The organism is Streptomyces sp. ISL-96 (assembly GCF_018614035.1).
In the GTDB taxonomy this organism is placed as follows: domain Bacteria; phylum Actinomycetota; class Actinomycetes; order Streptomycetales; family Streptomycetaceae; genus Streptomyces.
Window position 1 is genome coordinate 166,629 of sequence record NZ_JAGGPA010000012.1, and the last position, 12,662, is coordinate 179,290.

Annotated in this window: 9 protein-coding genes and 1 riboswitch; of the genes, 3 read left to right on the forward strand and 6 right to left on the reverse strand. The window is 71.1% G+C overall.

Annotation, left to right across the window (positions count from 1 at the left end; all coding sequences use genetic code 11):
- Nucleotides 1–147 precede the first annotated feature (147 nt).
- From cobN to J7E96_RS09670, 5 genes are all read right to left on the reverse strand, one after another.
- Complete coding sequence (cobN, locus tag J7E96_RS09650) at nucleotides 148–3,807, reverse strand: cobaltochelatase subunit CobN (protein ID WP_215129500.1); 3,660 nt, start codon at nucleotides 3,805–3,807, stop codon at nucleotides 148–150.
- Complete coding sequence (locus tag J7E96_RS09655; RefSeq protein ID WP_215129540.1) at nucleotides 3,804–5,312, reverse strand: cobyric acid synthase; 1,509 nt, start codon at nucleotides 5,310–5,312, stop codon at nucleotides 3,804–3,806. Before J7E96_RS09655 ends, cobN begins: the two co-directional genes overlap by 4 nt.
- Nucleotides 5,313–5,320: 8 nt before the next feature.
- On the reverse strand, nucleotides 5,321–6,304 hold the full coding sequence (locus tag J7E96_RS09660; protein ID WP_215129502.1) for a cobalamin biosynthesis protein: 984 nt from the start codon (nucleotides 6,302–6,304) through the stop codon (nucleotides 5,321–5,323).
- A gap of 144 nt (nucleotides 6,305–6,448) precedes the next feature.
- Nucleotides 6,449–6,529: riboswitch (cobalamin riboswitch) on the reverse strand.
- 175 nt (nucleotides 6,530–6,704) lie between these two features.
- Nucleotides 6,705–6,929, reverse strand: a complete 225-nt coding sequence (locus tag J7E96_RS09665) for a hypothetical protein (RefSeq protein WP_215129504.1) — start codon at nucleotides 6,927–6,929, stop codon at nucleotides 6,705–6,707.
- A gap of 18 nt (nucleotides 6,930–6,947) precedes the next feature.
- Complete coding sequence (locus J7E96_RS09670) at nucleotides 6,948–8,201, reverse strand: inorganic phosphate transporter (protein ID WP_215129506.1); 1,254 nt, start codon at nucleotides 8,199–8,201, stop codon at nucleotides 6,948–6,950.
- Between the two features lie 311 nt (nucleotides 8,202–8,512).
- Here J7E96_RS09670 and J7E96_RS09675 point away from each other — a divergent pair, with 311 nt between their 5' ends.
- From J7E96_RS09675 to J7E96_RS09685, 3 genes are all read left to right on the forward strand, one after another.
- Nucleotides 8,513–9,226 carry a class II aldolase/adducin family protein gene (locus tag J7E96_RS09675; RefSeq protein ID WP_215129508.1) on the forward strand — a complete coding sequence of 238 codons (714 nt, stop codon included), beginning with the start codon at nucleotides 8,513–8,515 and terminating at the stop codon, nucleotides 9,224–9,226.
- Between the two features lie 65 nt (nucleotides 9,227–9,291).
- A complete protein-coding gene (locus J7E96_RS09680) occupies nucleotides 9,292–10,419 on the forward strand; it encodes an alpha/beta fold hydrolase (protein ID WP_215129510.1) in 1,128 nt (375 codons plus the stop codon).
- Between the two features lie 229 nt (nucleotides 10,420–10,648).
- Nucleotides 10,649–11,968 carry a hypothetical protein gene (locus J7E96_RS09685; protein WP_308295893.1) on the forward strand — a complete coding sequence of 440 codons (1,320 nt, stop codon included), beginning with the start codon at nucleotides 10,649–10,651 and terminating at the stop codon, nucleotides 11,966–11,968.
- Between the two features lie 16 nt (nucleotides 11,969–11,984).
- On the opposite strand, the gene J7E96_RS09690 is transcribed toward J7E96_RS09685, so the two are convergent.
- Nucleotides 11,985–12,386, reverse strand: a complete 402-nt coding sequence (locus tag J7E96_RS09690) for a VOC family protein (protein WP_215129514.1) — start codon at nucleotides 12,384–12,386, stop codon at nucleotides 11,985–11,987.
- Nucleotides 12,387–12,662 lie beyond the last annotated feature (276 nt).

Below are 12,662 nucleotides of genomic sequence, written 5' to 3' on the forward strand. Positions count from 1 at the left end.
AGGAAGCCTCCACATCAAGCGGCGTGCAACTCAGCCTGTACGGGCGAAAATCCAGCCCGTCCGGCGTTTGAGGACCGGGGTCTGGGGCGGAGCCCCAGGGTCGGGAAGGGGCGGGGTGGGGAAAGAAGCCCGCCGCAGGCGCCGCCCTCACGCGTCCCCCTCCAGATCGCCCTCAAGCTCCAGATACGTAGCCCGAAGCCGCTCCAGCGTCTCCGCCTCCGGCTCCGCCCAAAGCCCTCGCTCAGCCGCCTCAAGCAGCCGCTCCGTAATACCCCGCAGCGCCCAGGGGTTGGACTTCTTCATGAAGTCCCGGTTCTCCTGATCAAAGACGTACTCGGAGCTGAGCTTCTCGTACATCCAGTCGTCGACGACCCCGGCAGTCGCGTCGTACCCAAAGAGGTAATCCACCGTGGCCGCCATCTCGAACGCACCCTTGTACCCGTGCCTCCGCATCGCCGCCATCCACCGCGGATTGACCACCCGAGCCCGGAAAACGCGATGCGTCTCCTCGCCCAGCGTCCGGGTCTTCACCTGGTCAGGCGTCGCACTGTCACCCACATACGCCTCAGGCGACGCACCCGTCAGATGCCGCACCATGGCGACCATGCCACCGTGGTACTGGAAGTAGTCATCCGCATCGACGAGATCGTGTTCCCGCGTATCGACATTCTTCGCGGCCACAGCGATCCGCCGGAACGCCGTCTCCATGTCCCCGCGCGCGGCCTTCCCCTCCAGCCCCCGCCCATACGCGTAACCGCCCCACACCGCGTACACCTCCGCCAGGTCCGCGTCGCTGCGCCAGTTCCGCGCATCGATCAGCGGCAGCAGCCCCGCCCCATAAGCCCCGGGCTTCGAGCCGAAGATACGAGCCGTGGCCCGCCGCCGGTCCCCGTGCTCGGCGGTGTCCGCGTCCGCGTGCGCCCGCACGAAATTCCTGTCACCCGGCTCGTCCAGCTCCGCGACCGCCCGCACCGCGTCATCAATGAGCCCCACCACATGCGGGAACGCATCCCGGAAGAACCCGGAGATCCGTACCGTCACGTCAATACGCGGCCGCCCCAGCTCATCCAGCGGCACGATCTCGAACCCCGTGACCCGCCGCGACGCGTCGTCCCACACCGGCCGGCAGCCCAGCAACGCCAGGATCTCCGCGATGTCGTCGCCCTGGGTGCGCATCGCGGACGTACCCCAGACCGTGAGTCCCACGGACTTCGGATAGTCGCCCGTATCCGTCAGATACCGCGCCACCAGCGAGTCCGCGAGCGCCTGGCCGACCTCCCACGAAAGCCGCGACGGAATCGCCTTCGGGTCCACCGAGTAGAAGTTGCGCCCGGTCGGCAGCACATTCACCAGGCCACGTGTCGGCGACCCCGACGGCCCCGCCGGCACATAGCCACCGTCCAGCGCGTGCAGGATGTTGGAGATCTCATCCGTGGTACGCGCGAGCCTCGGCACGACTTCCTCGCACGCGAACCGCAGCACAGCCACAGCGTCCGGAACCTCGACGCCGACCACTTCACCCACCAGCCCGGCCGCTTCCCTGGCGTCCCAGCGCCGCTCCTCCATGCCCTCTGCGAGCCGCCGGCACAGCTGCTCCAGCAGGTCCACCGCGTCAGCGCCCGTACGCGCCGGACCCTCCACCAGCGCCGTAAGCCCGTCCGCGACCTTCACCGGCGCACCGGGCTCGCCCAGCAGCTCCTTCTCGACCAGCCCGAAGTGCTCCGCGAGGCACGCCCGCAGCCCCGGCAGGGCGTTGGCCTTTCCGCCCCACACCTGTGAGGCCCGCAGCACGGCCAGCACCAGATTGACCCGGGCCTCGGCCTCCGGACCGCCGCCCAGCACATGCAGGCCGTCCCGGATCTGAACGTCCTTGATCTCGCACAGGTAGCCGTCGATGTGCATGACGAATTCATCGAAGTCGTCATCGGTCGGCTGCTCGTCGAGGTGCAGATCGTGGTGCAGCTGCGCCGCCGTCACCAGCGTCCAGATCTGCGCCCGCACCGCAGGCGCCTTTGCCGGGTCGAGGTCGCTCACCAGGGCGTACTCGTCCAGCAGCTGCTCAAGCTTCGCCAGGTCCCCGTACGTGTCCGCACGCGCCATCGGCGGCACCAGGTGATCGACCACCGTCGCGTGCCCGCGCCGCTTGGCCTGCGTGCCCTCGCCCGGGTCGTTCACGATGAACGGGTAGATCAGCGGCAGCTCACCCAGCACGGCATCGGGCCCACACCCGGCCGAGAGACCGAGCCCCTTCCCCGGCAGCCACTCCATCGTCCCGTGCTTGCCCATGTGCACGATCGCGTCGGCACCAAACGAATTCTCCAGCCACCGGTACGCCGCCATGTAGTGGTGCGACGGCGGCATATCAGGATCGTGGTAGATCGCGATCGGGTTCTCGCCGAAGCCGCGCGGCGGCTGGATCATCACGACGACGTTCCCGAACTGCAGCGACGCCAGCACGATCTCGTCGCCGTCGACGTACAGCTGCCCGGGCGCCTCACCCCAGTGCTCCAGCATCCCGTCCCTGAGTCCGGGCTCCAGCTTGTCGAACCACGCCTGGTAGTCGGCGAGCGGCACCCGAGCAGGGGCAGCCGCGAGCTGCTCCTCGGTCAGCCACTCCACATCATGACCACCGGCGTTGATGAGCCGGTGGATCAGCTCGTCGCCGTTGTCGGGGTGGCCCTCCACCGCGTACCCCGCGTCGCGCAGGGCATCAAGCACCCGGATCGCGGAAGCAGGCGTATCGAGACCCACCGCGTTGCCCACCCGCGAATGCTTCGTCGGGTACGCCGTGAAGACGAGCGCGAGGCGCTTGTCCTTGTTCGGCTTGTGGGCCAGCCTGGCATGCCGTACGGCGATACCGGCGACCCGCGCGGCACGCTCGGGATCGGCGACGTACACGGGAACGTCACCTTCACCCTGCTCCTTGAAGGAGAAGGGAACGGTGATGAGCCGCCCGTCGAACTCGGGAATGGCCACCTGCATCGCCGCGTCCATCGGCGAAAGCGCCGCATCGGACGCGTCCCAGGCAGCGCGCGACGACGTAAGACACAGCCCCTGCAGCACGGGTACGTCGAGGTCCGCGAGCGCACCGATGTCCCACGCCTCGTCGTCACCGCCCGCTGACGCGTCACTGGCGCGCGTGCCGCCCGCCGCGAGGACCGTCGCGATCAGCGCGTCGGCCTTGCCGAGCTCCTGGTAGAGCTCCGCCTCGGCGCTGCGCAGCGAACCGCAGAAGACCGGAAGGGCGTTGGCGCCCTGCGCCTCGATCTGGTCGCACAGGACGTCGACGAAGGACGTGTTCCCGGACAGCTCGTGCGCCCGGTAGAACAGCACGCCGACCGTAGGACGACGATCGTCGTACTGACGCGACCCGTGCACGCCCCACTCGGGCATCTTCTGCGGCTCGGCGAAACCGACACCCGTCAGCAGCACGGTGTCGGACAGGAAGCGCGCCAGCTCGACGAGGTTCCCGGGGCCGCCCTCGACGAGATAGCGCAGCGCCTCCGCGACCACACCCGCCGGCACCGAGGACTCGGCCATCAGCTCCGCGTCGGGCACGGTCTCGCCGCCCAGCAGGACGGTCGGTATTCCCGAGGCCTTCAGGACAGCGAGCCCGTCCTCCCAGGCGCGCTTGCCGCCGAGCAGCCGCACGACGGCGACCGACGCGCCCTCGATCAGCGCGGGCAGTTCCGCGGCCGCGTCGATACGGGTCGGGTTGCCGATCCGGTACGGGCCGCCGGAGGCGCGGGCCGCCAGCAGATCCGTATCGGCGGTGGACAACAACAGCACGGTGTTCTCAGTGCTCATGCGGGCGCTCCAGGTGCGATGAAGGGAAGTCCTGACGGCGCGCCCGACTCAATGAGCCGCAGCAGCGCATCCGTATCCGCGTGTTCTTCGATGAGGTCACCGAGGCGGTCGAGCTGCTCCTCGCGCAGCGCCTCGAAGGAGGTGTCCGGTGCCGGTACGAAGCGGCGCCCCGCCGCAGCCGCGACCTCGCGCAAAAAGGCCCGCCGGAACGCGTCGCTCTCCAGCGACCCGTGCCAGTGAGTCCCCCAGACCGGCCCCACCCGGCACCCGTCCAAGAACGCCTCGCCCCCCAGCACCTCGGCGACCCCGTGGTGGATCTCGTACCCCTCGACGGGCTCGCCCAGCGCGCTGCCGACCGGCCGCGCCAGAGTCTTCTCGACGGCGAACCGGACCCGCACCGGCAGCAGCCCGAGCCCTTCCACCGCCCCCGCCCTCGACTCGACGTCGTCCTCGATGCGCTCGCCCAGCAACTGGAAGCCGCCGCAGATGCCCAGCACGGGACGGCCTTCCGCCGCCCGCCGCGCCAGCGCGTCCGCCAGCCCGCGCTCGCGCAGCCACTCCAGGGCCTTCACGGTCCCGCGTGTCCCCGGCACGATGACGAGATCGGCGTCGACCAGCTCCTCGGCCCGGTCCACGAACCGGACAACGACCCCCGGTTCGGCGGCGAGCGCGTCCACATCCGTGAAGTTCGACATGAGCGGCACGGCGCACACGGCCACCCGCAGCACGTCGTCCCCGACGGGCGGCGCGACCACGGACTCCCGTACGGCGCCCCGCAGCGAGACCCGCAGCCCGTCCTCCTCGTCGATGCCGAGACCGTGCGCGAAGGGCAGCACGCCGTACGTACGCCGCCCCGTCAGTCCCTCCAGCATGTCGAGTCCGGGCTCAAGGAGCGACACATCACCCCGGAATTTGTTGACCAGATAGCCGGCCACCAACTCCTGGTCCTCCCGGCTCAGCAGCGCCGTCGTACCGAAGAACGAAGCGAAGACCCCACCCCGGTCGATGTCGCCGACGACGATCACCGGGAACCGGGCCGCTCGCGCGATCCCCATGTTCACGATGTCGGTACGCCGCAGATTGATCTCGGCCGGACTGCCCGCCCCCTCACAGATCACGGCGTCATACGTGCCCCGCAACTCCCGCAGACAGTCCGTCACCGTCCCGAGCAACGCTTCCTGCCGCCCCCCGTGGTAGCCGCGCGCACTCATCTCGCCCACCGGCTTCCCCATCAGCACCACTTGGCTGCTGCGGTCACTGCCCGGCTTGAGCAGCACGGGATTCATGAGCGCCGTCGGTTCGACCCGCGCGGCCTGCGCCTGCATGGCCTGCGCCCGCCCGATTTCCGCGCCTTCGCGCGTAACGAACGAATTGAGCGACATGTTCTGCGCCTTGAACGGCGCGACCTTCACACCCTTGCGTACGAGCCACCGGCAGATCCCGGCCGTCACGACGCTCTTGCCCGCGTCGGACGTGGTCCCCGCGACGAGCAGACCGCCCCCCAATGAACCGCTCACGCGCGCCCCTTCCCAGTACGTATGTCACTACGTGCGGCGCGCCGCACCGCCGCGCCGAAAGCCAGCCGCCCCGCCACAGCGGTCGCCAGGGCCAGCACCCCGACGCGCCGCGACAGCCGTGCCGCCCGCTCGATGTCCGGTACGCCGACGGGCCGCCCGGCGGCGTTGAGCACGGGCCGGTGCTCGACCCGGCCCGCGTAGGAGAGCGTCCCGCCGAGCCGTACGCCGAGCGCGCCCGCGAAGGAGGCTTCCACGGGGCCCGCGTTGGGGCTCGGGTGCTTGTCCGCATCCGTACGCCAGGCCCGCACCGCACCTTGGGGGTCTCCGCCGGCGACGACCGCCAGGGCAGCCGTCAGCCGCGCCCCGGGCCAGCCGGCCACGTCGTCGAGGCGTGCCGAAGCCCAGCCGTAGCGGCGGTATTTGGCTGATTTGTGCCCCACCATGGCGTCAAGTGTGTTGATGGCGCGGAAGGCCACGAGCCCCGGCACACCACCCAAAGCGCCCCACACCAGCGCGCCGACCACCGCGTCCGAGGTGTTCTCGGCGACGGACTCGACGACGGCGCGGGCGATCTGCTGGGCGTCCAGCGCCTGCGGGTCGCGCCCGCACAGGTGGGGGAGGCGTTCGCGGGCGACCTCGATGTCCCCGGCCTCCAGGGCGCCGCCCACGGCCCGGGCCTCGCGGCCCAGCGACGTACCTCCGACCACGGCCCAGGTAGCGGCGGCGGTCAGGGCGAGCGCGGCGGCGGGGGAGCGGCGTACGGCACGGGAAGCGAGCGCGGCGGCTCCGGCGGCGCCTCCGGCGCACACCAGGGTGTGCGCCGCGCCCCACCCGCGGTGGTCACGCCACAGCAGGGACTCGACGGCGCCCGCGGCCCGCCCGAACGCGGCGACCGGATGCCCACGGCGAGGATCACCGAGAACGAGGTCGCCGATCAGGCCGGCGGTGGCGCCGTACGCGAAGATGCGATCGGCACGCATGGCTCAGCAGACCGATGCGCCTCGAAGCGAACGCGTCGTACACATAGGGATGTCAGGGCTGACAGGACTGACTGAACGGCAGCCGGGCATGGCGGTATGTCCTCACTCAGGGTCCGCGCCCTGGTTCGACGTGACCGGCGGTGAGAGTTCCTGGCTCCCGGGGACCTCTTCGTCTTCCCCGGTCACAGTGGCGGGACCGCGCCGGATTCGCACCGGACTTCCTCTCGTGCCGCCGTATTCGGCTCCGGCAGTCCACCACGCTCCGCGAACGCCGTCAACTTGCCGTTGACCTGCGACGGGAGAGTGTGCTGAGGCACACAGAGACCGCCCCGCCACCGGCTGTCGAGGGCCGGTGGCGGAGCGGTCTCTGTGACGGTTTGCCCGGAGTGAGGGCGGCGCGTCAGACGACGATCAGATAGATCCCGTACGTCACGGCCGCCGCGCACAGCGCGAAGCAGGCGTACGCGCCGGTGCGGGCCAGGACGGCGGAGCCGCCGCCCTGCGCGGCGGCGCTCTCCTGCTTGGAGAGGCCGAGGATGCCCAGGGTGAACAGGCCAACCAGTGCGACGGTGACCACGAGGCTCACGCCGAATACGGAGCCGAGAGCTGCCCAGTCGATCTTCATACTGCTGTGTCCCTGTCCTTACACCGCGGCCGGGCTGACCGGCTCGGCGGAGCTGCCGGCCGGGGCCGGGATGGTGGCTTTGAATTCTTCGGCGGCGATGGCACCGGCCGTGGGCGGCACGCTGACGGCGGCCATGGCGGTGGTCACGACACCCGCGGGCTCGGCATCCACGTCCACGTCGTTGACGTTGGTGTGGTCGACCACCTGGCGGCGGGAGATGAACCAGATCGCGATGCAGGAGCCGATCAGGAAGGCCGCGACGGCCGCGACACCCCAGTCGCCCTGCCTGGTGACGAGCTCCGAGCCTGCGGCGACCAGGCCTGCGGCCGGCAGCGTCAGACCCCACGCGACGAACATCCGGGTGGCGGTGGACCAGCGAACCACGCCGCCCTTGCGGCCGAGGCCCGCGCCCATCACGGCGCCGGAGCAGGAGTGCGTGGTCGACAGCGAGAAGCCGAGGTTCGACGAGGACAGGATGACCGCGGCCGCACTGGTCTGGGCGGCGAAGCCCTGCTGCGGCTGGAGGTCGGTGAGGCCCTTGCCCATGGTGCGGATGATGCGCCAGCCGCCGAGGTAGGTGCCCATCGCGATCGCGAGACCGGCGGAGAGGATGACCCACATCGGGGGGTTCGAGCCGGGGGACAGGACACCGCCGGCGACGAGCGCCAGCGTGATGATGCCCATGGTCTTCTGAGCGTCGTTGGTGCCGTGGGCCAGGGAGACCAGGCCGGCCGAGGTGATCTGGCCGGCGCGGTAGCCCTTCTTGGTGGCCTTCGGGTCAGCGTTCCGGCCGATCCGGTACGTCAGGCGCGAGGCGAGGTACGCGGCGAGGCCGGCGACCAGCGGGGCGGCGATCGCGGGGATGAGCACCTTGGTGACCACGGTGCCGCCGTTGACGCCGCTGATGCCGACCGAGGCGATGGTGGCGCCGATCAGTCCGCCCATGAGGGCATGCGAGGAGCTGGACGGCAGACCGATCAGCCAGGTCATGAGGTTCCAGAGGATCGCGCCGACCAGCGCCGCGAAGATGACCTCTGGAGTGATGCCTGCTTCGGTGACGATGCCGCTGGAGATCGTCTTGGCGACCTCCACCGACAGGAACGCGCCGACCAGGTTGAGCACGGCGGACATGGCCACCGCCGTCTTGGGCTTCAGAGCACCGGTCGAGATGGTGGTCGCCATCGCGTTCGCGGTGTCGTGGAAACCGTTCGTGAAATCGAACACTAGAGCTGTCACGATCACAATCGCGAGCAGCAAGGTGATGTGTTCCATTTACCCAGGCAATCGTTTGACGTCAGTGGCAAGTGGAACGTAGGCAACCTGAGTGAACGGAAGGTGAACTGGGTCGGGCGGTGTGGTGACCCGAAGAGGCTCGCCGCCATTCCGTTTGTGGCCAGAACGGCAGCGAACCGGGCAATCGGCGGCCCTCTCAGCCCACGCGAACCCCTTCAGCCGGTCCGTGGACCCGCTGAAGAGATTCTCGTCACTGTCAGAGCGGTGCTCCCCAGGCCAGGGGGAGATCCGTAAATGCCCCTCGATCTGCGCACCGCACGGTGCGCCGCCCCGGCTGGCAGGATCGCCGCATGGCTGAGCAGATACAGGACGCGACACGAAGCGGTGTGCGGGACGCGATCGAACGGGCATGGGACGACCTGGTGGCCACGGCCCGCCGGACAGTGCGCGAAGGGCTGGTGGTCGGCACCTCGGGCAATGTCTCCGTGCGGGTCGGCGAACTCGTTCTCGTCACCCCGAGCGGAGTCCCGTACGACCGGCTGCGGCCGGAAGACGCCGTCGCCGTCGACCCCGACGGGAACCAGGTCCTCGGCAAGCTCACCCCCACCAGCGAGCTGCCGATGCACCTCGCGGTCTACCGCAGCACCGGCGCCGGCGCGGTGGTCCACACCCACGCCGTACACGCCACCGCCGTCTCCACCCTCGTACCCGAGCTGCCCCTCGTGCACTACATGGCCGCGGCCCTCGGCGGCCCCGTCCGCACCGCCCCGTACGCGACGTACGGATCGCAGGAGTTGGCCGAGAACATGCTCCTGGCCCTGCGCGACCGCTCGGGCTGCCTGTTGCGGAACCACGGCACCGTGACCTACGGAGACACCCTCGACCAGGCCTACGACCGCACCGCCCAGCTCGAATGGATGTGCAGGCTCTGGCTCACCGCGAGCTCGGTTCCGGGGCGCGAACCGTCGCTGCTCTCCGACGGTCAGCTGCGCGAAGCACAGGAGAAACTGCGCGGTTACGGCCAGCGGGGCGCCGGCGAGGCTGACGTCCCGCCACAAAGCTGATCCCGGCACCAAACGTCCGGCCCCGCCCACTGGCTTTGCGTCCGGCGGATGCGGACACTGGAGCGGTGCGCCCGGCTACAGCGACGGCAGCGGCCGTCACCACACTCATCGGCGTCGGTGCGGCAGCGGTCGCGCTCGGCCGTTACGCCGGCGACGCCGCGCTCAAGGCATCGGCCGGCCGGCCGCTGCCCGGCGACCCCCGGCTCACCGCGCACGCCACCGCGGCGGGACAGATCACCCTCACCCGCTGCCTGGCGTCCCTGCGCCCCGGCATGTACGGCATCGAAGGCCCCGGCGTCCACGCGGTCGTCGGCCCCGTCGTCCAGGACGCGCCGCACACGGCCGACACCGTCGTACGCCGCCTGGAACGCGTCAGCCACGGCGCACTCGCCGCCGGCGCCAGGGTGCGGCTCACCCCGCAGCTGTACGTCGGCGATCCGCGCACCGCACTCGGCATCGACCACGCCGACGTGGAGGTCCCCGGCGAACTCGGCGCGCTGCCCGCCTGGTTCCTGCCGGGCGTCCGCAGCACCTGGGTGATCACCGTGCACGGCCTCGGCACCACGCGGGAACACCCCATGAACGTCATGCCCTTCCTGCGCTCCCACCACCTCCCGGTCCTCGGCCTCGCCTACCGGGGCGACACCGGCGCCCCCAGGCCACCGGACGGCCTCGGCCACCTCGGCGACTCGGAGTGGCGTGACGTGGACGCCGCCATCCGCTACGCCGTCCGCCGCGGCGCCGAGCGCGTCATCCTGCACGGCTGGTCCACCGGCGGGGCCATGGCCGTGCACGCCGCGACGCACTCCCCGCTCCGCGACCTGATCAGCGGCCTCGTACTCGACTCCCCGGTCCTCGACTGGGAAGCCACGGTGCGGGCCCTGGCCGTCGCCCGCCGCACCCCGCGCGCACTGCTGCCGCTCGCGGTCAGGGCGGTCCAGGGCCGCACGGGAGTGCACGGCGACCGCCTGCGCGAAGCGGCCGGGCCCGAAGGGCTGCGCATCCCCACGCTGGTCTTCCACGGCCCCGACGACACCGTGGCCCCGTGGCAACCCTCGCGGCAGCTGGCCGAGCTGCGGCCGGACCTGGTCACCCTCCACCCCGTGCCGAACGCCCCGCACGCGGCCATGTGGAACGCTTCCCCGGCCACGTACGAAGAGGTCCTGCGCCGCTTCCTGACCCCCTTGATGTAGCCCAAACCCCCAGCTCTTCCCGGAATGTCCGGCCCGTCCGGTGGGGAAAAGTTCCGGCCACGGGACGTCCATGAGCGGCAAGTTCGATTCCGTTTGGGCTTTCGGGGCGTCAGCGGCGAGACTGCTCCCCGTGACGTCCCGTACTCCGCGCGACTCCAGGCTCCGACTTGTCCGCCCGCGACCCCTCGCCGCCTCCCTCCCCCTGACTTCTCAGGGCGGACGCCAGGCCGTGACGAACCGGCGTACCCGCCCGGCCCCCAGGCCTCCCGAGGGCACCCCGCCCCCCGCGGAACTGGCCCGTCAGGCCAGGGCCGTGCTCGCCGACGCCGTACGGGTGGCACGCTGGGCCTCACCGTCCCCGCGCGGCGGAAAGTCCCACGTCGAACCCGGCCGGGACGGCGCGCTCTGCGACGCGGCCGTCCAACAGGCCTCGGCGGACTTGGACTTGACCCCGTCCCAGATCCGCGCGGCCTGGGACAGGGCCAGGCTCGCCGGCCTGATCGAACTCCACGGCGACCGCACCCGCCCCGGCTGGCGGCTGCGCGCCTGGGACCGTGACGACGCGGCCGTTCTGCGCGGCTGGGTCGCGCTCTTCGACGCCTGGTCGATCGTCCACCCCGCGCCCGACGGCGTCACCGCCACCTCCGTCGCGGAGGTCGTGGAGGCCGTCCCCCAAGTGCTCTCCCTCCTCCAGCTCTCGGCCGGTCCCGTCCAGGTGCCGGCCCTGCTCGACCTGCTCGAACAGCGTGTCGCCGAGCTGCGCGAAGAGCGCTGCGAGGTCCCGTACGGCCCCGAGCCGCTCCCCGAGCCGTCCCCTGCCCCCGCCGTCCCTCTCCTCCCCCTCCTGGACTGGGCCCTGGAAGGCCAGGCGGCCGTAGGCGCCCTGACCCTTACGCCCGGACTCGCCACGCTCACCGCGCTCGGCAACTGGGCGGTGTGGGTCAAGCTGGAGCAGATCTGCGTCGCGGCGCAGAGCCCGGCGGGGAACATCGAACAGTCCGCCGAGGACATGCTGCGCGGCTGCGCCCGCCTGACGCCGGGCCCGGCCCGCGCCGAGTACCGTGCCTGGCTCGCCGCCCGTACCGTCTCCAGCGCCGTGACCGAGCTCCTCGAAGCCGCCCGCGGCGAGGACGCGCTGCTGCGCGGACTCGCCTTCGAGGCGCTGCGGGTGGTCGGCGCGCCCGCGGAGTCCGGCGTACGGGCCGCCGCCGACGACAGCTCGCTGCGTCCGTACGCCCTGCTGTGGCTGGCGGAGTACGAGGGCGCCGACCCCGAGGACGCGCACGAGGTCCTCACCCGTGAGGAGTCGACGTGGCTGTGGGTGGACACGGCCGCGGCCGTGGCCGACCACGGTGAGACGCAGCTGCTGGTACGCCACCTGGACGCGGCAGTGCAATCCACCGTGCCCGCCCTGCTGGACGAGGTCCGCGCCATCGGCCACCCCCGCACGGTCCAGGTCCTGGTCGCCCTGGCCGCGGCCCACCCGGACCCGGCCCTGGCGAAGGCGGTACGCCGAGCCGCGTTCCAGGTCCACACGGGCGGGGTCTAGCACCCGCCGCGCCCCGTCAGCCGCCGATCGCCGGGGCGTACGTCCCGAAGCTCCAGATGTTGCCCTCGGCGTCCCGCGCCATGTAGTCACGCGAGCCATACTCCTGATCCGTCGGCGGCATCAGAATCTCCACCCCGTGTTCGACCGCCCGCGCATGATGCGCGTCCACGTCCGCGACCACCACGTACACGCCCACCGGCCCCGCATTCGCCATCGCCTTGGCGAAGACGCCCTCCCGCCCGTGCGACCCCACCATCACCGCGCCATTGCCGTGCGCCAGCTCCGCATGCTCGACGTAACCGCTCTCACTCTCGTAGAGAGCCACCTCCCGGAAGCCGAAAGCCTCCTTCAGCAACCTGATGGCGGCCTTGGCGTCCTTGTAAAGAACCGTCGGGTAAATGCTCGGTGCGCCGGCCATGCCGATCACCTCATCCTCTCGTCCGGTGTGACCTGCATCTCAGTCTTGCACCGGCCACTGACAACGAAGGTCACCGCGCCGCGGCCGGGACGCGGCCGAACGGGGGACACGTCCACCCGGGCCCGCCGTGTCGGCCAGACCCGGCGCCCGGCACCCGATGCCCGCAGCTACGTTCTGTGCCTGATCCATGGCCATGGGCGGCGCCGCAAGGGGGAATCGTGACTGCCAGCACGTCATTCGGCTCCCTCACCCCCCGCCCCCCGCGCCCCCCCCCCC

Excerpts from the sequence above, each read along its gene's own strand:
- J7E96_RS09675 (WP_215129508.1), top strand. The coding sequence starts at position 8,513 with ATGGCTGAGCAGATACAGGACGCGACACGAAGCGGTGTGCGGGACGCG.
- J7E96_RS09660 (WP_215129502.1), bottom strand. The coding sequence starts at position 6,304 with ATGCGTGCCGATCGCATCTTCGCGTACGGCGCCACCGCCGGCCTGATC.
- J7E96_RS09690 (WP_215129514.1), bottom strand. The coding sequence starts at position 12,386 with ATGGCCGGCGCACCGAGCATTTACCCGACGGTTCTTTACAAGGACGCC.
- cobN (WP_215129500.1), bottom strand. The coding sequence starts at position 3,807 with ATGAGCACTGAGAACACCGTGCTGTTGTTGTCCACCGCCGATACGGAT.
- J7E96_RS09665 (WP_215129504.1), bottom strand. The coding sequence starts at position 6,929 with ATGAAGATCGACTGGGCAGCTCTCGGCTCCGTATTCGGCGTGAGCCTC.
- J7E96_RS09670 (WP_215129506.1), bottom strand. The coding sequence starts at position 8,201 with ATGGAACACATCACCTTGCTGCTCGCGATTGTGATCGTGACAGCTCTA.